The organism is Pedobacter panaciterrae, from assembly GCF_013204795.1.
In the GTDB taxonomy this organism is placed as follows: Bacteria; Bacteroidota; Bacteroidia; order Sphingobacteriales; family Sphingobacteriaceae; genus Pedobacter; species Pedobacter panaciterrae.
Genome location: NZ_JABMKW010000003.1, coordinates 1 through 23738, shown reverse-complemented (window position 1 = coordinate 23738; position 23738 = coordinate 1). Strand labels below are relative to the sequence as shown.

17 protein-coding genes are annotated in these 23738 nt (G+C 37.6%); 8 read left to right on the top strand and 9 right to left on the bottom strand.

Going from position 1 to position 23738, the window contains the following annotated elements; all coding sequences use genetic code 11:
• Positions 1-203: 203 nt before the first annotated feature.
• The 4 genes from HQN86_RS00670 (at position 204) to HQN86_RS00655 (ending at position 7129) form a co-directional block, all read left to right on the top strand.
• A complete protein-coding gene (locus HQN86_RS00670) occupies positions 204-2696 on the top strand; it encodes a ThuA domain-containing protein (RefSeq protein ID WP_172659137.1) in 2493 nt (830 codons plus the stop codon).
• Between the two features lie 60 nt (positions 2697-2756).
• On the top strand, positions 2757-5087 hold the full coding sequence (locus HQN86_RS00665; protein ID WP_172659136.1) for a TonB-dependent receptor: 2331 nt from the start codon (positions 2757-2759) through the stop codon (positions 5085-5087).
• A 4-nt stretch (positions 5088-5091) separates the two neighbouring features.
• Positions 5092-5886: a DUF4249 domain-containing protein gene (locus tag HQN86_RS00660; protein WP_172659135.1), complete on the top strand. Its 795-nt coding sequence runs from the start codon at positions 5092-5094 to the stop codon at positions 5884-5886.
• A gap of 76 nt (positions 5887-5962) precedes the next feature.
• The gene (locus tag HQN86_RS00655) at positions 5963-7129 is read left to right on the top strand and encodes a GAF domain-containing sensor histidine kinase (protein ID WP_172659134.1); all 1167 of its coding nucleotides are present in this window, start codon (positions 5963-5965) and stop codon (positions 7127-7129) included.
• Here HQN86_RS00655 and HQN86_RS00650 read toward each other — a convergent pair.
• Positions 7126-7992 carry an aldose 1-epimerase family protein gene (locus tag HQN86_RS00650; RefSeq protein ID WP_172659133.1) on the bottom strand — a complete coding sequence of 289 codons (867 nt, stop codon included), beginning with the start codon at positions 7990-7992 and terminating at the stop codon, positions 7126-7128. The two genes, HQN86_RS00655 and HQN86_RS00650, sit on opposite strands and share 4 nt — an antisense overlap.
• An 81-nt stretch (positions 7993-8073) precedes the next feature.
• Between HQN86_RS00650 and HQN86_RS00645 the strand changes: the two genes are divergently transcribed.
• A complete protein-coding gene (locus tag HQN86_RS00645; protein ID WP_172659132.1) occupies positions 8074-10434 on the top strand; it encodes a sensor histidine kinase in 2361 nt (786 codons plus the stop codon).
• Between the two features lie 15 nt (positions 10435-10449).
• Here the strand turns inward: HQN86_RS00645 and HQN86_RS00640 are convergent, their stop codons facing one another.
• The 8 genes from HQN86_RS00640 to HQN86_RS00605 all read right to left on the bottom strand — a co-directional run bounded on the left by HQN86_RS00640 (position 10450) and on the right by HQN86_RS00605 (position 19761).
• Positions 10450-11442: an MlaD family protein gene (locus HQN86_RS00640; RefSeq protein WP_172659131.1), complete on the bottom strand. Its 993-nt coding sequence runs from the start codon at positions 11440-11442 to the stop codon at positions 10450-10452.
• 5 nt (positions 11443-11447) lie between these two features.
• On the bottom strand, positions 11448-12218 hold the full coding sequence (locus HQN86_RS00635; RefSeq protein ID WP_172659130.1) for an ABC transporter ATP-binding protein: 771 nt from the start codon (positions 12216-12218) through the stop codon (positions 11448-11450).
• A gap of 10 nt (positions 12219-12228) precedes the next feature.
• Positions 12229-13038 (bottom strand): MlaE family ABC transporter permease, encoded by an 810-nt coding sequence (locus HQN86_RS00630; RefSeq protein WP_172659129.1) that lies wholly within the window; start codon positions 13036-13038, stop codon positions 12229-12231.
• Between the two features lie 313 nt (positions 13039-13351).
• A complete protein-coding gene (locus HQN86_RS00625; protein ID WP_172659128.1) occupies positions 13352-15514 on the bottom strand; it encodes a S9 family peptidase in 2163 nt (720 codons plus the stop codon).
• A 2-nt stretch (positions 15515-15516) separates the two neighbouring features.
• Positions 15517-17274, bottom strand: coding sequence for an LTA synthase family protein (locus HQN86_RS00620; RefSeq protein WP_246269366.1), 1758 nt, complete (start codon positions 17272-17274; stop codon positions 15517-15519).
• 116 nt (positions 17275-17390) lie between these two features.
• A complete protein-coding gene (locus HQN86_RS00615; protein WP_172659125.1) occupies positions 17391-18071 on the bottom strand; it encodes a hypothetical protein in 681 nt (226 codons plus the stop codon).
• A 67-nt stretch (positions 18072-18138) separates the two neighbouring features.
• Positions 18139-18918 carry an enoyl-CoA hydratase/isomerase family protein gene (locus tag HQN86_RS00610; RefSeq protein WP_172659124.1) on the bottom strand — a complete coding sequence of 260 codons (780 nt, stop codon included), beginning with the start codon at positions 18916-18918 and terminating at the stop codon, positions 18139-18141.
• A gap of 90 nt (positions 18919-19008) precedes the next feature.
• Positions 19009-19761: a DUF1835 domain-containing protein gene (locus HQN86_RS00605; protein WP_172659122.1), complete on the bottom strand. Its 753-nt coding sequence runs from the start codon at positions 19759-19761 to the stop codon at positions 19009-19011.
• 332 nt (positions 19762-20093) lie between these two features.
• Between HQN86_RS00605 and HQN86_RS00600 the strand changes: the two genes are divergently transcribed.
• The 3 genes from HQN86_RS00600 to HQN86_RS00590 all read left to right on the top strand — a co-directional run.
• Positions 20094-22568, top strand: a complete 2475-nt coding sequence (locus tag HQN86_RS00600) for a glycoside hydrolase family 95 protein (protein WP_172659120.1) — start codon at positions 20094-20096, stop codon at positions 22566-22568.
• A 14-nt stretch (positions 22569-22582) separates the two neighbouring features.
• Complete coding sequence (locus HQN86_RS00595) at positions 22583-23218, top strand: GDSL-type esterase/lipase family protein (protein WP_172659119.1); 636 nt, start codon at positions 22583-22585, stop codon at positions 23216-23218.
• A 107-nt stretch (positions 23219-23325) separates the two neighbouring features.
• Positions 23326-23738 (top strand): MFS transporter (locus tag HQN86_RS00590; protein ID WP_172659107.1); only part of this gene is annotated, 413 nt, incomplete at its 3' end.

Below are 23738 nucleotides of genomic sequence, written 5' to 3'. Positions count from 1 at the left end.
TATAGTCGTAGACCAGTTCAAGTGAAGATTGTGGCAAAGCATTGCCCCTACAATAATACTACAGCCGTCTGTTAAGGTGTTGTTTTTTAGTTTGTTATCTTGGTTGGTAGCTGCCACGCTCTATTAAAGGGAGAAAATTATGCTATTTTTGAGAATGCCATGAAGCAATTTTGCCGATGCATTTAAAACCTCCTCTCTAAAAAATGATAAAACGCTTGAAATTTGTTTGCGCAAGTTTAATATTGCTTTTTGCATCTGCTTTTGCCATAAAGGCCCAACCCGTAATTCATGTTAATCAGGTCGCCTTTGATTTATCAGGGCCAAAGCAAGCCATTGTTGGTTTAGAGAGTGGCTTTTCAGAATTAAAAAAGTTCTCATTAATTAATGCTTCTGATCAAAAGATAAGTTTTAGTGCTACTCTTAAAGCTGCAGGATCTGTTGAGGAATGGTTTCCGAATCGTCAATTTTATACTGCGGATTTTTCCTCATTTAATAAACCCGGAAAATATAAGATCGATGTATTATTTAAAGGAAAGCATTATACATCGGCCAGTTTTGATATTGCCGCACAGGCACTTGCGGTTAATACCTTACCCAGCATTCTTAACTATTATAAAAAGCAACGCGCCAATACTCCTCAGGAAATAGAGGCCGATAAAAAGATGTTGCTTTATGGCAGTGAGAAGAGGGTAGATGTGCATGGAGGCTGGGGTGATGCGTCTGGAGATATCAGTAAATATTTTTCTCATTTGGCATACGCGAATTTTATGTCGCCACAGCAAATCCCTTTGGTTACCTGGTCGATGATTAATGCTACCGAGAAAATTCCGGCATTGCTGGATAGACTGAAACTCAAAGAGGACCTGAAAACAGAAGCCTTATGGGGTGCCGACTATTTGATGCGTTCTTTATCTGAGGAGGGGTACTTTTACATGACTGTATTTAGCTACTTTAAGCCAGATGCAAGTGCCCGAAGAATTGTAGGACTGGAGGCAAACAGTGTTACTACGGCAGATTATCAATGCGCATTTAGAGAAGGAGGGGGCATGGCAATTGCTTCGTTAGCCCGCATTTCTAGATGGAGCAAGAATGGTGATTATCAAGCTAAAGAATACCTGAAAGCTGCAGAAATTGCATATGCACATTTGACGGTAAATAATTTGAAATATGCTGATGATGGGAAAGAGAACATCATCGATGATTATTGCGCATTAATGGCCGCTACGGAATTGTGGCTAGCTACAGATAGTTCCTATTACAGAGACGAGGCGCGTAAAAGAGCTTCAAATTTAAGTTCCAGAATAACCGATAAGGGATATTTTATCGCAGATGATAAAGATAGACCATTTTGGCATGCTGCCGATGCGGGATTGCCGGTAGTTGCTTTGGTCCGTTATCTTGATATGGAAAAAGAAGAGGGGTACAGAACACAAACCCTCGCTGTAATTAAGAAAGCTATTGATGGCAATTTAAAGATTGCCAAATCTGTTAATAATCCGTTTGGATATGCACGTCAGTATTTTAAACTTAACGGCAAAGTGCGGGAAGGGTTTTTTATACCTCATGAAAATGAAACAGGCTGGTGGTGGCAGGGAGAAAATGCAAGACTGGGTTCTTTAGCCACTGCGTCATTGCTAGGCGGCCGACTCATTTACCCCGAAAAAAGTGGCTGGGGAGTAAGAAAGGATATTGAACTTTATGCTGAGCAGCAACTTTCATGGATTTTGGGCAGCAACCCTTATTCAATGTGTTTTATGTATGGCTTTGGCGAAAAAAATGTACCCTATATGGCTGCCTTGTTTGGGCACGGATCTCAAAAAGGAGGGATTTCTAATGGTATCACCGGAAAAGATGGAAATGCTGATGGCAGTGGTATAGATTTTAAAGCAGAAGCAGGCGGAAATGAATGGCGCTGGACAGAACAATGGATACCTCATGCAGCATGGTTTTTACAGGCATTAACCGCAATAGAAGCCGTAAAAGAGCCTGAAATTGAACAGCCGCTGTTTAGGGTTTTGGCGTTGGCCGAAAATGGAGGGCATCATATTGCTTTTACTAAAGCAGTACGCCCATGGCTAGATGAATTTGCAAAAAAGAATCATTTTGCAATTGATTATGTTGACAATACTGATAAAATTGATGATGCTTTTTTAAAAAAATATAAGCTGGTTATTCAACTGGATTACCCTCCTTATGCCTGGAAACCCAAAGCCGTTAAGGCCTTTGAAGATTACATCAACAATGGGAAAGGTGGATGGTTGGGATTTCATCATGCCACTTTACTCGGTGAGTTCGATGGGTATCCAATGTGGAACTGGTTTTCCGATTTCATGGGAACCATAAGGTTCCAGAACTATATCGCAGACTTTGCTTCGGCCAATGTGAGGATAGAGGAAAAAACACATCCTGTGATGAAAGGAGTAACCCCATTATTTAAAGTGGATAAAGAAGAATGGTATACTTATAATAAAAGCCCAAGGTCAAATGTACATGTATTGGCCAATGTAGATGAAGCCAGTTATCAGCCAGATTCCAAAATAAAAATGGGCGACCACCCCGTGGTATGGGTAAACACAAAAGTTAAGGCAAGGAATGTTTATATTTTTATGGGGCACTCGCCAGACTTGCTTCTAAACAATAATTGGAAGAGAATGGTAAATAATGCGATATTATGGACTGCAGGCCAAGGTAATTAGTGCAATAGTAGTGATGGAATAGATTATCTTTTCTATTTTTACGAAAGACTAAGTATTTATATGCCAATAACAAAGAGATTTGTACCACTACTTTTATTATTTATATGTTGTTGTCAATTTGCTTTTTCTCAAAATAAATTTACGATTAGCGGTATAGTTACCGATTCCGGAACCGGTGAAACATTAATAGGTGCCAGTGTTAAGCTTACCGGTTCAACAACCATTGGTGCTGGAACTAATGCATATGGATTTTATTCTTTGAGTGCAACAGAAGGGATTTATGAGCTTTCAATAAGTTTTATTGGTTATAAAACGGTTAAACAATCAATTACAATTTCACGGAACGTCAGGCAGAACTTTGTTCTTTCAGAAGATAATCAGTTAAACGAGGTGGTTATTTCCGCCGAAAAGAAAAATGATAATGTGAGCAGTCCGCAAATGGGCCTTCAGAGAATCAATATCAGAGAAATTAACAATGTGCCTGTTTTGCTTGGAGAACGTGATGTGCTTAAAACGTTGCAATTGCTGCCCGGAATTAAATCGGCAGGAGAGGGCAATAGTGGATTCTATGTTAGGGGTGGATCTACCGATCAGAATTTAATATTACTGGATGAAGCCCCGGTATATAATGCTTCGCACTTGCTTGGATTCTTTTCGACTTTCAATTCTGATGCGATTAAAGATGTAAGTGTTTATAAGGGAGGAATGCCTGCACAATATGGCGGCAGATTGGCTTCTGTACTGGATATTAAGATGAATGATGGAAATCGTAAGGATTATACGGCAGAGGGTGGTATAGGTTTGATCTCATCCAGGTTAAAGGTAGAAGGACCAATTGTTAAGGATAAAGGTTCATTTATGATTAGTGCCCGCAGAACCTACCTCGATGCTTTTTTAGCCTTGTCGCCAGATAGTTCGATAAACGGCAATACGCTTTATTTTTATGATGTAAATGCCAAAGCAAATTACCAGTTAAATGAGAAGAACACCTTGTACTTGTCGGGTTATTTTGGACGCGATAAACTTGGAATATCAGAGGCTTTTGGTTTTAATTGGGGTAATGCTACGTTTACCCTGCGCTGGAACCACCTGTATAGCGACAGATTGTTTTCAAATACTTCCCTGATTTATAGCAACTATAACTATGTAATTCAGAATTTTATGGAAGACAATGATTTTCAAGTGAACTCTTCTATTAAAGATTTTAATTTAAAACAAGACTTTGAATACAGTTTAAGTAGTAGTCACAGTTTAAAGTTTGGTGTAAATGCCATTCATCATACCATTGCACCGGGCAAACTTACTGCAAGCGAGTCGTCGAGTGTAAATGCAACCACCTACGAAAACCGCAAAGGACTGGAGCTTGCTGCCTACTTATCGGATGAATGGGCTGTTAATGAAAAGATGAACCTGGCTTACGGACTTAGGTTAAGCGGGTTCTCTTTATTAGGGCCAGGTAACTTTAAAACATATGATGCAGATGGAAATACCACCAGTACAACATCATATAAAGCGGGCGAGGTGGTAGAAAATTATTTTAATCTGGAACCAAGAATTTCTGCTAGCTATCAGTTAACACCCTCAAGCTCTTTAAAAATCGCATATACCAGGAATATTCAAAATATCCATCTGATGTCTAATTCAACATCAACATCTCCAACTGATCTTTATATCATGAACAGTAACAATGTTAAACCAGAAATTGCGGATCAGATTGCTGCAGGTTATTTCAGAAACTTTAGCGACAATAATTATGAGTTTTCAGCGGAGTTGTACTATAAATGGATGCAAAATCAGATAGAATATAGAAGTGGAACTGATCTTAGAGGGAATGGAAATGTTGAGGCTGACTTACTTTTTGGTGATGGCAGGGCTTATGGTATTGAACTTTTTTTAAAGAAAAGATTTGGCAAGTTTAATGGATGGATTGGTTATACCTGGTCCAGAACACAACGCCAATTTGATGCAATAAATGATGGGAAATGGTTTTATGCGAAACAAGACAGGACGCACGATTTATCACTTGTTGGGATTTATAAGGCCGGATCCAGGTGGACCTTTTCTTCGGTTTTTGTTTACAATACAGGCAATGCAGTTACTTATCCAAGTGGTAAATATCAAATAAATGGCCGTACAGCATTTTATTACACAGAAAAAAATGGCTACCGTACGCCCGCGTATCATCGTTTAGATCTTTCTGCTACACTTGAAGGAAAACCTGGGAGGAAGCTTCAGTCGAGCTGGTCATTTGGTATTTATAATGTATACAATCGCCATAATGCATTTTCAATTGATTTTAAGGATAATCCTGATGATGTTTCCACAACGCAGGTAGTACGTACAACTTTGTTTGGCATAATTCCGTCGGTAACCTGGAATTTCAAATTTTAATGAGATGAAAAAGAGAGATATACTTGGGGTTTTAGGTGTTTTAGCTGTTTTATTTGTGCTGGCTGGATGCGAAAAAGTGATCAATCTAAAGCTAGACAATGCAGCGCCACAACTGGTGATATACGGAGGGCTTAGCGATAAAGTTGAAAACCATTTGATAATGGTTTCTAAAACATATGATTTTACTGATCCCAACAGATTTAATTCGGTTTCGGGTGCAAAAGTGATCGTGAGAAATGAAGAAGGAACTACTATGGAATATGTTGAGGTATCTAAAGGTGTGTATCAAAGTCCTAAATTTAGAGGGCAGTCGGGTAAGAAGTACACATTAGATGTTACTTACGAAGGTAAAATTTATACAGCCAGCTCTACCATGCCAGTTAAAGTTCCACTTGATTCATTGACTTTTAAGGATTTTAGTTTTTTTGGGGAAAAGAATACTTATGTGGCAGCTAATTATAATGACCCAAAAGATATTCAAAATCAATACCGATATATTTTAACTGTAAAAGGTAAGATAGAGGAGGATGCAGTAAGTGAGGATCGATTTGATGATGGTAATAAAGCCGCAAATGTGATATTTTATGACCTGAATGATCTGGTTCGCGGAGATACCATTGAGGTTGAATTTCAATGCATTGATAGAAATGTTTACAAGTACTTTTATAGCTTAGGGCAAAATTCTGGTGCAGGTGGCCCGCCGGTAGCACCAGCTAATCCGCCTTCTAATTTTAATAACAAAGCCCTGGGAGTCTTTAATGCATACTCGACCAGTAAAAAAACCGTTGTAATTAAATAATATAAACTTTCAGTTTAATCTGGAATTGTATTATATTGCACTGACAGCCAATTTATGAATTCCAATTTAGTCTCAAATGGCCATAGAATTAAGTCAAAGTAAATTCTCAATTGAGGAAGAGCGAATAAAAGCCTTACACCGCTATGAAATTCTGGATACTCCACCTGATGGTTCTTTTGATAAGCTAACAAGATTAGCTGCAAAACTATTTAATGTGCCGGTAGCTATTATTAGTATTGTTGATAAAGATAGAATCTGGTTCAAATCAAAATATGGTATAGATATTAAGGAGGTAAGCCGCGAAGTTGGTCTTTGTGCAAATGCAGTGCTTTCTGAAGGTTTATACACAATAGAAGATACTTCGATGACGCTGGGCAACCTTGACGTGAGGTTTTATGCAGCACTTCCACTAAAAACGACAGATAATTATAACCTTGGTGCTTTTTGCATTATTGATAGTGAACCAAGAAAATTTGGCCCTGAAGAAGAATCAATTTTAAGTGATTTAAGGGATCTTGTTATGGATCAGATTGAGGTTAAGCTTGCATCAAGGCTTGCAGCAATACAACATAATCAAATCTTAAATACTACCGCACATGATTTGAAAAACCCGCTAACTACTATACCTGTGCGGGCAGATCTAATAAAACTAAAAAAGGGTGATCCGGAAATGGTAGACAAGATGTGCGAACAGATAAAAACTGCCAGCTTAAATATGGTTCGTATTATTGATGAATTGCTGCTTTCCGGTACTGCAGAGGCAGGTAAAGTGCAGTTGCTACTGATTAAACTGAATTTATCGTCTCTGGTTAGCAATGTGGTTTCTATGAATCTCCCGCTTGCAGAAAGAAAGGATCAGACCTTAAATTTTATCGCTCAGGACGATGTAATATTGTTAGGCGATGAGGGTAAATTGTCGGAAATACTGGATAATCTGATTAATAATGCAATCAAGTATTCCCCGGCAAATACAAATATAGAAGTGCGTGTTAAGAAATTACCAGATAAGGTTCGTATAGAGGTAAAGGATGAGGGACAGGGGCTTACAGATGATGACAAAAATAGGTTGTATCAACGTTTTACCAGGTTAAGTGCACAACCTACGGGTGGCGAAAACTCAACTGGTTTAGGCCTTTCTATAGTAAGAGTATTGGTTGAGGCGCACGGAGGCAGCATCTGGGCCGAAAGTGATGGCCATGATAAAGGCTCTACATTTATAGTTGAATTGCCCTTACAGGATTAAAAACACACAATAGACCAGCTGCGTTCCCAGTTCCCTTTTGGAGGCAGTGCTATAATTCCTTCTTTATCTTTAAGGTTCTGATTGTGGTTTATTCCATCGGCAATACCACACCACGGCTCCAGGCACACAAAATCTGCATCTTTAGCCGCCCAGATCCCAAAAAACGGAAAATCCTTAAAGGTAAAATGTAAACCATGTGAGTCTTTATGGTTCTTAATTGATATACAGTCACTTTTAAGCGTTTTAAATACCAGCGCATCCTTATAAAAAAGCTGATGACTAAGGGGTAAGGAGTGATCCTGCAGATGTATTATTTCGGTTTCTTCATCAATCAGATCACTATTGATTTTGTAATAAACAAGATTTTCGTCCTTATTGAATTCTAAAAAATAATCATCGTAGCTTATATGCTCATTGGTTGGTATGGCAAAGGCCGGATGTCCGCCAACTGAAAAAAGAAGTTCTTTATTCCCTGGATTTAAAACAATATAAGTGCAGGATAAACTTGCATCAGTAATTTTATAGTGCAGCTTTAGTTTAAAATCGAAGGGATAAACCTTTAGAGTTTCTTCGTTTTGGATAAGCGTAAATACAACTTCTGTGTTACTGATCTGTTCAGCTTCAAATTGATTGTCTCTTGCAAAACCATGTCGTGGTAGTGTATATTCTTTACCCTCAAATAGGTAAGTGTTATTTTTAATGGCGCCTACTATTGGAAAAAGTATAGGACTAAACTTACCCCAATAATCCGAATTACCATCCCATAAGTAGTTCCTGCCTGTTTCTTTGCTCGTTAGCTTTTGTAGTTCTGCACCTTTAGTTGTTAAAGATGCTTTTATATGTTCGTTTTCTAAAAAAATCATATATGCTTTTATAGCTACTAAAGTAAATAAACTTGGATAATAGTTTGTTAGTAAAAAGTTATATTTGTTTAAGAACAAGCGATGCGTCTCAAAGAAAAATTTACAGCGTGTATTGGGTGGCTGTCAGGCAAGCCCAAAGTGATTGGCTTGTGTGTGTTCTTTTTTTTGCTATTGCTGATAGGCTTATTGGTAATTCAGAGATATCAGATAATTAAAGAGGGTAGGCGCCTGGAGATGGCCAATGCACTTAATGTAGTAAAGCAGAATGTTCAATTGGTATTGAACAATGGCTATACTGCTACTTTAACACTTGCTATGACCTTAAATGATAAGGGCATTCCAAAGAATTTTGATGCTGTTGCGGATAGATTAATAGCATCCAACTCTGATTATAAGGCGTTAGAATTATTACCTAACGGTATCATAAAGTATCTCTATCCAAAGAAAGGCAATGAATTGGCATTGAATCTGGATCTTTTTAAAAAATCTGAAGAATCAAGGTTAATGGCTACCAAATCGATAGCCTCAAAAATGATGTATTATGCCGGCCCTTACGAATTACAGCAAGGAGGAATGGGGATTGTTGGCCGATTACCGATATACCGCGAAAATAGGTTCTGGGGCTTTTCTGCTGTAGTGATTAAGCAAGATGCGTTCTTTAATAGTATTGGTGTTTATAATAATAAAAACAATAATTTTTACTTTCAATTTTCAAATGTTGATATAGCTACCGGAAAAGAGGAGTTTTTTTTAAAAGGCGATAGGGACTTTCTTGGTCAAGATCATCAATCTACATCTTTTGCTGGCACCAATTGGAAGCTTTATGTTATTAACGCTCACCAAAGGATAATCCCTTTTCAATTGATATATCCTTTGCTTTTTGGTATTGGTTTGGCCATTTTATCCAGTTTGCTGGTTGTTCAGGTAGTTAAAAAAACTACTGAGCTACAGAACCTGGTAGATAGTCAGCAATTGAAACTGATAAATACAGAAACAAAATTTAAAACAATATTTGATCAGGCAGCTATTGGTATAGCTTTAGTAACCCCAACTGATGGTAGGTTTTTACAGGTGAACAAGAAATTATGTGATATACTGGGGTATAAAGAATCTGAATTGCTGAATTTGAGCTTTCAAAACATAACCCTCCCAAATCACCCAAATGGAGTGAGGGCCGATGTTAAGTATTTTAATAATGGAAGTGTTAAAGAATATAGAGTTCAAAAAAAATATCTGCACAAAGAGGGGTACACAAAGTGGTGTAATATTGTGGAAACACCTTTGTGGAATGATAATGGTGAACCAACCAACCACATTGTAATTATTGAGGATGTTACTGATCGGAAGGCTGCTGAAAAGATCGTTCTGGATTCTCAATTGAGAATCGAATCTTTAATAAATACCATTGATGGGATTGTATGGGAAGCAGACCCCAATACTTTTGAATTTACATTTATTAGCAAAAAGGTTGAAGATATTTTAGGCTATTCTGTTGAGGAATGGTTGTCGTCTCCAACTTTCTGGGCCGATCACATTTACCCTGATGATAAAGACTGGGCTATTGAATATTGTACTGTTTCTACCAGAAAAAATATTCAGCATGACTTTGAATACAGGATGATTGCTAAGGACGGGACAATAGTGTGGCTAAGAGATATTGTAAACGTAATCTCTGAGAATAATAACCCAGTTTTATTAAGGGGTATAATGATTGATGTGGGAGAGAATAAACATGCCCAGGATGCCTTAAATCATTCATTTAACCTGGTTACAGAGCAAAATAAAAGGCTCCTGAATTTTTCGTATATCGTTTCTCATAACTTAAGATCGCATACTTCTAATATTCAGGCTATTACCAATTTAATAGGGCAGACCAGTTCTGAAGAGGAAAGGATTGAGCTGATTGAAGTACTTAAAACTGTATCAGGCCTGTTAAATGAAACCATGCTGAATTTGAATAAAGTAGTTAGCATCCAAACCAGTATAGATGTGATAAAAGAGCGGCTAAGTTTGAGTAATTACATTAATAAAACCATTGATATATTGAATGATCAAATCGTTTTAAAAAATGCCATTATTAAAAATAATGTTCCTAAGGATGTTATTGTGAATTATAATCCTGCCTATCTGGAAAGTATTTTATTAAATTTTATTTTTAATTCGATCAGATATAGCCATCCTGACAGAAATCCGGTTGTTGAATTGGATTCCTTTATTGAGGACTCCCAAACTGTTTTACAGATTTCTGATAACGGGATAGGAATAGACTTGGAGAAATATGGCGAAGAACTTTATGGATTGTATAAGACCTTTAATAAAAAGCCCGACTCAAAAGGAGTAGGGCTTTTTATTACAAAGAATCAGATTGATGCCATGGGAGGTAAAGTAACAGTAAGTAGTGTTGTAAATAAGGGAACTACTTTTAAAATATACTTTAGATAGCCTCAATGGCTGGTATTATTCTTTTTTAGTTTCTGCTGCCGCGGCTTCCGCTTTGGCTTTCTTTTTAAAGAAGCCTCTTAAAAGAAAATTATGTTGTAATGCTTCCAGATTTTCATCTAGCTTTTTGCTGCTGGTTTCCATGTTTAGCATAATTGATTTTACCTGCTCAGCAGTCTTTTGATCATTTAGCAATACACCAACTGCATTGTCTGTCTGTGTTAATTTTCCAGATGCTTTATTCAGGTTTTCTGTAAGTGTGGCTGCTGAACTTGCCGTTTTCTGTAATTCGTTTACAGAGGCCTGAAGTTTGGCAAAAACAGCAGTATCAGTAAGCAGTTTGTCGGCCAAACCACCTTTTGTATTTAATGTTTTTGAGAATTTATCCAATTCTGCTGCCATCTTGTTTGCCGATGCTGTGGTGTTCTTCAAGTTTACCACAATCGCTTTAAAATCAGTAGCTATCTGTTCGTCGGTAAGTAGTGCGCCTGCTGTGCCTTTTCCTTCAACAAGGCTTTTGGCAAGAATCTTAAAATCGGAAGTTACCTCTACCAGGTTTTTGTTGTTCACCTGGAATGTTTTCATGATGTCGTCTGTCGATAAAGTGGTATTCACTCTTAGCCTGTCTCCATCCTCTACAAATGGGAACTTTGGCGTTCCACCTGTAATTACGATGATTTTATTCCCAATTAGTCCATCAGAACTAATGCTGGCAGATGCATCCTTATGAATGTATTTGTGTGCTTCTTCTTCAATATTAAGGAAAACCTGTACCTGTGAAGTACCATAAAATTGGATCTTTTTTATTGTGCCTATTTTTACACCGGAAAACCATACATTATTACCGGTTTTAAGTCCTTGAATATCGTTGAAAACAACATCAACTGTAAAGCTCTTTACGAATGCTTTTTTCTGACTTCCCAATGTGAAAACCCCTAAAATAAATATCGCTATGCCCAGGAGAATAAACGCTCCAACTATAATCTTACGGCGTGTGTCTGTTGCCTGCATAATTTCTATTGAATAAAATTGTAATCGTAAAATGGTTTTACCCGTTCATCATTTGTATTAAACACGTCTTCGAAAGTACCCTGACGCTCAAATTTGCCATCCAGTAACATCGCTACTCTATTACCAACTGCTTTTGCACAGGTTAAATCATGGGTAATGATGATCGAACTGGTATGAAAGCGCTCCTGTACTTCATTAATCAGGCTATTGATTTCCAAACAGGTTATCGGATCAAGTCCGGCTGTAGGTTCATCATAAAGCATAATTTCAGGCCGTAAGATCAATGTTCTGGCAATACCTATCCTTTTTCTTTGGCCGCCTGATAATTCCGAAGGCATCTGGTTAATGGTATGGAGTAGTCCAACTGCATCCAGCATCTCTTCAACCGCACTGGTTATTTCTCCCTTTGTTAACTTTTTCTGATTTCTGATTAAAGGGAAAACCAGGTTTTCTCTAACAGTCATACTATCATACAATGCACTGTTTTGGAATGAAAATCCTACTTTTAATCTTAAAGCAAGCAGTTCTTTATAAGTGATCTGATCAACATGCTGGTTAAGTACCCTAACATCCCCATGGTCTGGGGTTAATAGGCCGACCACAATTTTTATCAATACAGATTTACCCGTACCTGACTTTCCAAGCACAACCAGGTTTTCGCGCTTATAAAGTTCTAAATCTACTCCCCTCAGTACATGGTAATTGCCGAAAGACTTATACAGGCCATTAATTTCTATTACTTTTTCTTGTTCAGACAAGGGCTTCTTTTCTTTCATAGTTTAAAAATTAAGTCCTGAATAAACCAAAAAACTGTACGGAAACTACTTCCTCGATAAATATAAGGAACATACCAATAACCACTGCCGAATTCGCCGCTTTACCTACACCTTCAGTTCCTTTTGATGAATTATATCCCTGGTAGCAACCCACCATTCCAATTGTAAAACCAAATATCACGGCTTTAATAGTAGACGCGGTAATGTCTAAAAAGGTAATCGATTCAAGAGACGATTGAAAGAATGCCTTTGCGCTTGTGCCTTCACTTAGAGAAACATTTAGTAATGCGCCCAGCATTCCAACCATAGCGGTATAAAAGGTAAGAATAGGAATCGTAATTGTTGATGCAAGCACCCTTGTTGTTACCAGAAATTTGAATGGATTGGTTGCCGATACTTCCATAGCATCTATTTGTTCTGTAACCCTCATTGAGCCCAGCTCGGCGCCAATACTAGATCCTACTTTTCCTGCTGCTATAAGCGAAGTTAGTAATGGCGCTAATGTTCGTAGCAGTGCAATACCTACTAATGATGGAAGCCATGAAGTGGCGCCAAATTCAGCAAGCGACGGTCTGGATTGCTTTGTAAATACGATACCTGTAATAAATCCGGTTAAAGAGATCAACGCTAAAGAACGATAGCCAATGTCATAACACTGTTTCATTAGTTCTTTTCCCTCGTAAGGAGGCAAGAAGCCTTCTTTAAAGAAGCGTCCAATAAACTGAAAAACGTCATAAAGCGTTATAAACGTCCTGGATAACTTACCAGGAGTTTTTACTTCATCATTTAAGGTTTCCTGGCTCTCAGCTTTTTTCTCCATGTATATGCCTTAATATCTATTGTTCGATTTAGAGTGTTATTATCAGGTTTCTGATAGCGATCACACACTATCAAATTATGAGCCATAATTATGCAAAACTAACATTCGGAAGCACAAAAAAATGTATGCTATCTTCTTTTTTACATGATTTTGGGCAAATATGCAGTATTTTTTGGGTGTTTTTGTCTTGTAAATGTCCCAATTATATAAACGATATACAGGTCAAAAAGGTTTTAAAAAAGAGACTGTATCATTAATCTAAATCATGCTATTTGTTTTGCGATCGTATTAATGATACAGTCACTTCTTTACATTATTTGCCTCCCGGAGGACAATTCCTTTGTAAGAATTCGGTGTAAGTAAGCGCAAGGTGCTCAGATGTGCCTTCGCCTTCGTTAATGCTATGGGTCCTGTTAGGGTACGACATCAGTTGAAATACTTTTCTATTCTTGATTAGTTCATTAATCAGCATCTCTGCATTTTGGTAATGCACATTGTCGTCACCGGTTCCATGTATGTATAAAAGCTTGCCTTGTAGGTTTTTAGCGTAAGTGATAGGAGAGCCTTTAACATAGGCCTCTTTAGTTTTTAATGGAGATCCCATATATCTTTCCTGATACACATTATCATAAGTTAACTGATTTCCTACTGCTGCAATAGCGATGCCGGTTTTGTATATTTCCGGATACTGGAACATTAAGTTTAAGGTTGATGAGCCGCCACCGCTCCATCCCCAAACAGCTACCCTGTTTTTATCTACAAACGGCCATTCCATTATTTTTTTTGCAGCCATAGCCTGGTCGCGAATATTTAAGGTACCTATTTTTTGGAAAACACTTTTACGCCATTCTCTGCCTTTGGGAGCAGGGGCGCCTCTGTTTTCAACAGAAATATAGATGTAGCCATCTTTAGGCATGTCACCAGCATAAAGCCAGTTGCGACCTGCACCATAAGTATCGGTTACAGTTTGCGAAGCAGGCTCACCGTAAACATAAAATACAACCGGGTACTTTTTTGTCTGGTCAAAATTATCCGGTTTCTTCATCCAGCCATCCAATTCAATTCCATCTTCAGTAGTTACTTTAAAGAATTCCACTTTGTTCTTTGGCGGTCTCATTCGTCCAAGCTGATTGGTAACACTACCTTCCATGGTCAATGGATTTAAGGTGGTAAGTTTCATCCATTCCGTAATTGGAGGTACTGAAGCACTTTGGTAAGTATGGCGCGCAAATACTCCATTTGGAGATATCTCGTAAGAGTGGGTACCTTTTAGTATAGAAGGGGTAACCATTTCTGCTTTTCCACCGCTAAGCTTAGTCTTAAACAAATATTTCTGGGTAGCATTTGTTGGAGAGGCAATAAAATAGATCTGACCGTTTTTCTCATCTATTAATGATTTCTCGATAACATCGTAATTACCTTGTGTAATCAGCGTATGCTTTTTACCATCTTTACTGATGCGGTAAAGGTGACGCCAGCCATCACTTTCACTCATCCAAATAAACTCTTTTCCGTCATTTATCCAGTCCCATCCCTTCGCTACATCAATCCATGCTTTATCCGTTTCGGTATAAATATTTTTTACCTGACCAGAGCTTGCATCAGCAACAAATAGTTTACTTACATTTTGTTCTCTGTTTAATTGTTGTAAAATCACTTCATTGCTAGAAGGGATCCAGTCCATTCTAGGAATATAATTTTGGATCTGATCGCCGGGTACTTCTAACCAGTTGGTTTTTGCTGAGGCGATATTAACGATACCGACTTTGCATGACGATGGGTTTTCTCCAACTTTAGGATATTCTACAGGGATAGTAAAAGAATAAATAGAATCTGTATTGTCTATCATCAAAAAGTTTTTGATTTTGGTAGCATCAATTTGCCAATAGGCGATAGATTGACCATCAGGGCTCCATCTGAATCCATCTCTGCAATCAAATTCTTCTTCATATACCCAATCAAAAGTTCCGTTTATTAATCTTTCAGTACCATCAGTAGTTAAGGCTTTACTCGTTTTGCTCGTTAAGTCATCAACATATAGGTTGTGCTTACTTACATAGGCAACCTTATTCCCATCAGGAGAAAACTTGGCAAACATTAACGAAGAGGCAGGTTTATCTTTTCCCACCTGAGTAAGTTGATTGGTTTTCAGATCGGCAACGAAGTAATCTCCACGTGTTTCATAGCGCCAAACCTTTTTACTATTGGTGTAAAGTAAAACTTTTGTGCCGTCTTCAGATATTTCAAAACTTTTGATCTCACCAAGTCCTGTATTACCGCTTGAATAAAGCAAGTTTCGGCTCACAATGGTTTTTCTTTCATTAAGAGGAAGGCTTATTGATACAATTTCACCTTGGCTCACCTCATAGTATGAATTGCCATCTTTTGCCCATTTGATATCCTGAGCATTGGCTTTTCCAAAAAGTCCTAAAACTAAGACTAAAGCCAGTTTAAAAAAAATGTGTTTGAAGTTCATTTTTATAGTTCTATAAATTGCTGATAAACGTTTTGTAGGTATGATTTGGCGGTGTTAAGGGTTTTTAAAGTTAGGTCCTTATCTTTAGGATTGCTGTTGTATAATATGGTCTTCCCCACATTGTCAAAAGTAACACATTGCTGGTTATCAATAAAGCCCATTCCATTATCCCAGCTAAAAAATGCAAAATGTTTTGCATAAGGGTTTAAGAGGTTCTTGCTCCACACAAATTCCTTTGCACTGATATCCAACTGGCCAAGTATTGTGGCAGCCACATCAGCCTGACTTCCTACATCTTCAAATTTTTTGCCCTTACATTCGTCTTTAATCACATCTCCATAGAATAATAAGGGTACATGATAACGTTGAGGAACATAAATTTCGTGACTATTTTTAGGTAAAAGGTGACCATGGTCTGCAATAAATACAAAGAGTGTATTTTTATACCAGTTTTCTTTTTTTGCATTGTTTAAATAAGCGTTGATACAGGAATCGGTATAATGTGCGGTGCTTTTAAATTTTGCAACGTTATCAGCCTGTCCAAACTTGTAATTGCCCGGAAGCGCATAAGGTTCATGATTGGTAAGGGTAAGCAGGGTAGAGAAGAAAGGTTGCTTTTCTTTATTAAGATCCTCAATCTGCCTGTCAAAAACCGCCTCATCAAATTGTCCCCATTTGGTTACTTTTCCACCTTTAAAATTATTTTTGTCAATCAACTTTTGGTAATTGTGACTTAAAATAAATGCCTTGTAATTGTCGAATTCGGATTCTCCACCATAAAAAAAAGAGGTTTGATACCCGTTTTTAAAAAATGGCTGAGAGATGCCGGGAATTTTCTGCATTTTTTCAGGCCATTTTACTATGCTGCCAGCGGCAAGGGTAGGGAAGCCAGCTAATGTGGCTACCAATCCTTTGTCAGTTCTGCTACCAGAGGAATAAATATTACTAAAAAGCACTCCTTTGTGTATTAGCGTATCAAAGTTAGGCGTAATACCATCCTCGTTGCCCAGTGTTTTGGTTAGATCTGCAGTAAAGCTTTCAATGATTACCAGAACTACATTTGGTCGTTTAGTGGTAAGTATGTTGATGGTAGTGTCCTTTGCCGGAGTATAAAGTTCCTTAATATTTGCATCGGCTGCTTGCTTGCTTAAATAGTTATAAGGGTTATTCTTGGTCATGCGGGCAGCAAGGGCGCTCGACAACAGGTTCCACTCTGTATTTACTGCAGCATGATTTAAAACCTGTTCTTTGGAAAAGTAGGCCATGCTTTGATTAATTGGAGACCCGCCTAACCCGCCACGTATCAAGAGAAAATTTAAAAAAACCAATATGATAACGGCAATTCCCCGTAACCAGATCGGACTAGCTTTAAAACTAAGTTTCCTAAGTACAACCCATCGTTGCAGAATAAAACCTATAACAATCAATAAAACAAGTAAAGATAACGTTAATCCGATAGGAGAGGATGCACTTGATGCAAGTGCTTCGTTGGGCGTTGAAATGGCAAAACCAACAGCTTTTGCGTTTATTTTGCTACCCCATTCCCGGTAAATATTGAAATTTACAACAGATACAATGCTGAATAATATGATCAGGATTTTGTTATAGATGGTAAGCCATTTTAATTCTACCACCTTGCGGCCATTTAAGAGCCAGTATATATAGCTGAAAAGAGGAATGACGAGTATGTACGCCGTCATCGACAGATCAAGCTTTAGGGCATGATAAAAACTTGCCATGATTTCCGATAAAGGAACCATGGCAAGTTTTTTTGAATTTATAATGATAAATGTAAGGCGGTCAACGAAAAAAAATAACAGCCAAAACAGAAAGAAGCGTGCAAAAAACAGGAAGCTTTTTAACATTTTACGCTATGTTATTGGCCACCACCTTGCATAGCTTTTAATTCTGCCATTGTTTTTTCTTCATAACCACTTGGTATAGTAAGGCTAAAAGGACCTACTTTTTCTTCTTTCAGACTTTTTAATGTTGCTACTGTTTTAAAACCATCTCTGATGTTGGTGTATTTTACAGGGGTACCTTTTATCTGATCAAATCCTGGAGGGGTAGCACCCGGTGTAACCTTTAAATCGGTAGTAACCCAAACTTCGTAGTTAGCACCATTGTTATCTTTATAAGTGTATTTTTCTGAATTAAAGCCTGCGATTGTTTGTTTTTCGCCTGTTGCTTTAAAGTCGCTGAATACCAGGTTTCCTGTTTGTTTGTCTAAATCTTCTTTAGACATTTTAGACGCATACTGTTTTTGGGCAACCGGAATATCTATAAGTACTAATGCAGTTCTGGCAGCTCCATCAGAAAATACCTTTATCATTGCAGGGCCCATATCCATTTCAATTTTAGATATATTGCCATTAAACTGAACTTTACTTTCGGAAGGAAGAACAGAAGGATCTATAACCTTCTTTTGATCATCTGTTAATTGATACTCAATTCCAAAGGTTAATGTTCCCTGATCTACAATTTTTTGAGCTTTAGCAACAATGGCCGTGCTGATTAAAATTACAGCTACAACACCGGTTTTGATTGATTTAAACATTTTCTGGTTTTTAGTTTTTTTATGTATTAGTATAGTTCTATTAGCATTTGTCACAATCAAAAGGTAATTACCACTTTATCTTTTCCTTGTTAATGAAAGAGGCAATTCCTTTTTTGAAATCATCAGTATCTCTTACCCTGGCATTTATCTGAACGGCTAGCGACAAGCATTTCTCCAATAAAGGATTTGTAGTCTGCCCGATTAGCTGCTTAGTTACCATTAACGAATTTGCTGAAGCTTCATTACACAAATTTAATGCAAAATCTTTCACTTTTTGACTAATCTCTTCTTTGTTTGTTACAAACGTTATTAATCCATGCTCAAGTGCCTCTTGTGCAGAAAAAAGGCTTCCTGTCAGTAGTATTTTTTTAGCAATAGTTTCACTTGTTTTGCGTAATAAAAAGCAGGATACTATAGCCGGAACAAATCCCAGTTTTACTTCAGTGTAGCCAAAATTGGCCTCAGGAACAGAAAATGTAATGTCGCAAACAGTTGCAAGTCCACAGCCTCCGGCAATTGCATGCCCTTCTACCTGAGCTATGACAACCTTAGGTAAATAATAAATGGTGGTAAACAGTCGCTTTAGGTTCTCAGAATCGGCAAGGTTTTCTTCATAAGTATTTAACTGCAATTGCTGCAAATAAGCCAGATCAGCACCTGCACTAAAAACAGCACCGTTAGCTTTTAAAACAATCACTTTTACGCCATCATCCTCTGATGCGCTGATGAACGAATCCGTTAACTGCTGAACAAGATCGGGATTTAATGCATTACGCTTCTCAGGACGATTTATAGCAATAGTTGCTATACGCTCACTTACTGAATATAAAACGAGGGGTTCTGTCATAATCTGTAAATATCTACTAAATCCTAATAAATAAGTAATTATTGGTGTTTTTTGTTCCTTTAAGGGGGCTACGTCTGTGGCATACAAATATTAGCGGTAGTGCATTACTTTGTCATAGAGACTTTTTAATTGAACGTCACCAAAACCATAAACGCTTTCTCTATTCCAAAATTCTTTGAACACTTTATGAAAATCAGTAGAAATATTTTTCGTGATGTCTTCAATAACTTTTTCAGGTCTTCCTGTTGTGCCATCTTTTGGAAAGCGGTCAACATGCGCCTTCACTACTTCTTGTAAATACGGAAAAACTAAAGATTGATGTTTTGAAAGATTTGTCAACTCTTCAAGATTGCCGTTTTTGTAAGCTTTCCATAATTGTTGTCCTAAATTTATGTCGGCTTCACTTAAAGGAAGTCTATTCGCATAACAAACTTTAAGTTCATCTGAATTTGCTGATCCAAAGCCATTCCAAAATTGTTTACTGGTTTTGTCTAAATAAGAAGTGTAAACAGCAAAAACTTTTTTCTTTATTGACAAACTATTGATAATTGAAATAACAAACCACATATTTACTTGACAAAACAAGTCATACTCAAACCAAAGATTAAACTCTGAATGATCGGGTGCATTTATTATTTTTTCAAATTCTTTTACAACAGAATTATTGTATTCGGTTTCAGTTATTCTCATGTATTTGGCTCTTGATTGCCAAAAGTCATGTAGGTTGTCTCCTGATAATTCTCCGTCAATAAGACCTTCTCTAACAACAATAACATCCCCTTCAATTTTTGCTTCTGGAAAACTATAAGCAAGGGAGTCGCCGTTTAAAATATTGTACACCATGACTGTAAGATTCTTTTGAGGCTTATTTACATTGCAGATATAAAGATATAAAAAATGGCTGCCATATTTTCTCCTACATCACCATTAGTCAAAGTAAATTGTTCTCCAATGCGATTGAGGTAGTTAAACAAGATTCATAGTATGAAAAGCAATCCAAGTGATTGGGATTTAGGAATAAGGAACGGTATAGATTGTAATAATTATGTGTTTGAACATGAAAACTAAACCAATAATGTAAACCATAATGGAATTAATCATATATTAATTTTTTTTTAATGCTAATGCATTAATTAGTAAAAAAGATTACACACAAACCAAATATTAAACAACCAATGTTCACCAACCTAAAAACAATTATTGTGGCTTATGCTTTACTTATGGGCATAACCATATCTGCATTCTCGCAAGAGAAAGATTTGAAATTATGGTATAAATCTCCGGCAGGATCTGTTTGGGAAGCTGCTCTTCCAATAGGAAATGGAAGACTAGCCGCCATGATCTATGGAAATACTGCCCACGAAAAGATCAGTTTAAACGAATCTACAGTATGGAGTGGGAGCCCAAATCGCAATGACAACCCCGATGCTTTGGGTGCTTTACCAGAAGTGAGAAAACTACTTTTTGAAGATAAATATGTGGAAGCCAATGCGCTTGCTGAAAAGGCTATCCAGTCTAAAAAGAACAACGGAATGAAGTATCAGCCAGTGGGCGATTTAAATCTGAACTTTCCGGGGCATGAAAACTTTTCGAACTATTACCGCGAGCTAAATCTTGCTGATGCCGTAGTTAAAAGTACTTACGTAGTTAATGGAGTTAATTATACCCGCACCATTTTTTCTTCTATACCAGATCAGGCAATAGTAGTCAGGTTAACCGCGAGTAAGCCAGGTAGCATAACGTTTAACGCATCAATGGCAACTGAGCACAAAGGGTCTGCTAAAGCTATTAATACAAATGAAATACACTTGTCGGGAATAAGCAGCGACAGAGAGAACGTTCCAGGTAAGGTTAAATTTAATGCAATAGCAAAAGTTAAAAATGAAGGTGGACAGCTTTCTTTATCAGATGATCAGGTTAGTGTTAAAGGAGCGAACAGTGTTACCATATATGTTTCTATTGCAACCAATTTTGTGAACTATAACGACATCAGTGCTGATGAAAACAAACGCTCTGGAACCTATTTGAATGCTGCATTAAAGAAAAGCTATCCTCAGCTATTGAAGGATCATGTTGCAGCTTATCAAAAATATTTTAACCGTGTAAAAATTGATCTTGGTAAAACAGATTCTATTAAGAATCCTACAGATGTTAGGTTAAAGGACTTTGCAAATGGCAATGACCCTCAATTGGCAGCTATTTATTATCAGTTTGGTCGTTATTTATTGATCTCGTCTTCTCAGCCAGGTGGCCAGCCTGCCAACCTGCAAGGAATTTGGAACAATAAAATGGATCCGCCATGGGGAAGTAAATATACCATTAACATTAATACTGAAATGAACTACTGGCCAGCTGAAGGGACTAACCTGACCGAAATGCATAACCCGCTGATAGAAATGGTAAAAGACCTTTCTCATACAGGGCGCGAAACTGCAAAGGTTATGTATGGCTCCGGCGGTTGGGTAACACACCATAACACGGATCTTTGGAGAATAACCGGCCCGGTTGATGGTATTTATTCTGCAATGTGGCCTATGGGCGGAGCGTGGTTAAGTCGCCATGTTTGGGAAAAGTATTTATATAACGGAGACAAAAAATACCTTGCCACAGTATACCCGGCATTAAAAGGTGCGGCAGAGTTTTATTTGGATTTCCTTGTAGAAGAACCAGTTCATAAATGGATGGTGGTATCGCCCTCTATGTCGCCAGAAAATGCACCAAGAGCTCATAAAGGTAAATCTATAGCCGCTGGTGCAACTATGGATAACCAGCTTGTGTTTGATCTGTTCTCTAACACCATAAGAGCTGCCGAGGCACTAAATACGGATAAAGATCTTGTAGCTAAAATTAAGGCCATGCGTAATAGGCTTGCCCCAATGCAGGTAGGGCAGTACGGCCAACTGCAGGAATGGATGCAGGATCTGGATGATCCTAATGACAAACACAGGCATGTTTCTCACCTTTTTGGTTTGTATCCTGCAAATCAGATTTCTCCTTTACGTACTCCTGAATTGTTTGACGCTGCGCATACCTCATTGATCCAGAGGGGAGATGTTTCTACAGGATGGTCTATGGGATGGAAGGTAAACCTGTGGGCCAGATTACAGGATGGTAATCATGCTTATAAACTAATTAGAAACCAGCTTACGCCTACAGGATTAAATAAAGGTGGTGAAAACAGTGGCGGGGGAACGTACCCTAATTTGTTTGATGCACATCCTCCTTTCCAGATAGATGGTAATTTTGGATGCACGGCAGGTATTACTGAAATGTTATTACAGGCCCACGATGGCTCTATCCAACTGCTTCCGGCGATGCCTGATGAATGGAAGGACGGAAGTATTAGTGGGTTAAGAGCTCCAGGAGGTTTTGAAATTGAGAACATCACCTGGAAAAATGGAAAATTGAGCAAGGTTACCATTAAATCAAAACTTGGTGGTAATTGTCGCTTACGTGTTCCTAATGTGCTAAAAGGAAACTCTCTTAAACCCGCAAAAGGAGATAACCCAAATCAGTTTTATCAGATTGATAAAATAGCTACACCAGTTATATCTGCTAAGGCCAACCTGAATAAGCCATCCATTAACGAAACCATTCTTTATGATTTCGATACCACTGCTGGTAAAACATATACTTTCATTAGTGAGTAATTTAAAAGATGAAAATGTTATTTAGTCTATTACTTGCACTTTGCTTTTATACTAACTCTAATGCGGTTACTAAAGTAGCCTGCATTGGAGCAAGTATAACTTATGGGGCAATGGTGGAAAACAGGGAGCAAAACTCCTTTCCGGCTCAGCTTCAAAGATATCTGGGAAGCAGTTATGCCGTAGAAAACTATGGTGTAAGTGGTTGTACGCTTCTGCGAAACGGGGATTCACCATATTACAAAACCAATGAGTATCAGAAAGCTTTAAAGCGTAATCCTGATATTGTGGTTATTGATCTTGGTGGAAATGATAGCAAATTGATTAACAGATCCAGATTAAATGAATATGAGCAGGATTACCATGCTATGATTAAATCTTTTAAAGATTTGCCTTCCCATCCACGTATTATATTGCTGTTACCTGTAGTGTCTTTTGTAGCGGATACAGCAGGAATATGGGATCCTGTGATTGTAAAACAGATTATCCCAAAAATAATGAATGTGGCCAATGAGAATAAAGTGGAGGTTTTAGATATGCATGTTTTGTTGATAGATAAGCCTGAACTTATGCCAGATAAAATACATCCTAATGCAGAAGCATCCAGAATTATGGCGAAACGTATATTTAGAAAGATCAAGTTTAATAAATAACACTTAATGAAAAATATACTATTTTTAAAAAAACAAATTAATTGTATATTTCCAAACACTTAATCTATCCCTTAAGATGATTTTGCTAACCAAATAACCATTATATTATGAACGAAAACATTAACAAGAGTGCCTTATTCAACGGGAGTTGCTTTGCCGTGATCACCACAGCTTTTACCTTCTCTATCAGGGCGGGTATTTTACCCCAGCTCGGAGCGCAATTTAACCTGACTGCAGAACAGCTTGGATTTATCAACAGTATGTTCTTTTTAGGATTTCCGATCTCTATGATCATTGGTGGGTTGGTTTATCACACTTTTGGGCCTAAAAACATTATGAAAGCTGCATTTGTCGCCCATACTATTGGTATCTTATTGACCATATATGCCGGAGGATATGTAGGGTTACTTGTTTCTACACTTTTTATAGGATTTGGTAACGGATGTACAGAAGCGGCTTGTAATCCTTTGATTGCAGATGCATATGCAGGTCCAAAAATGAATAAAATGCTAAGCAGGTT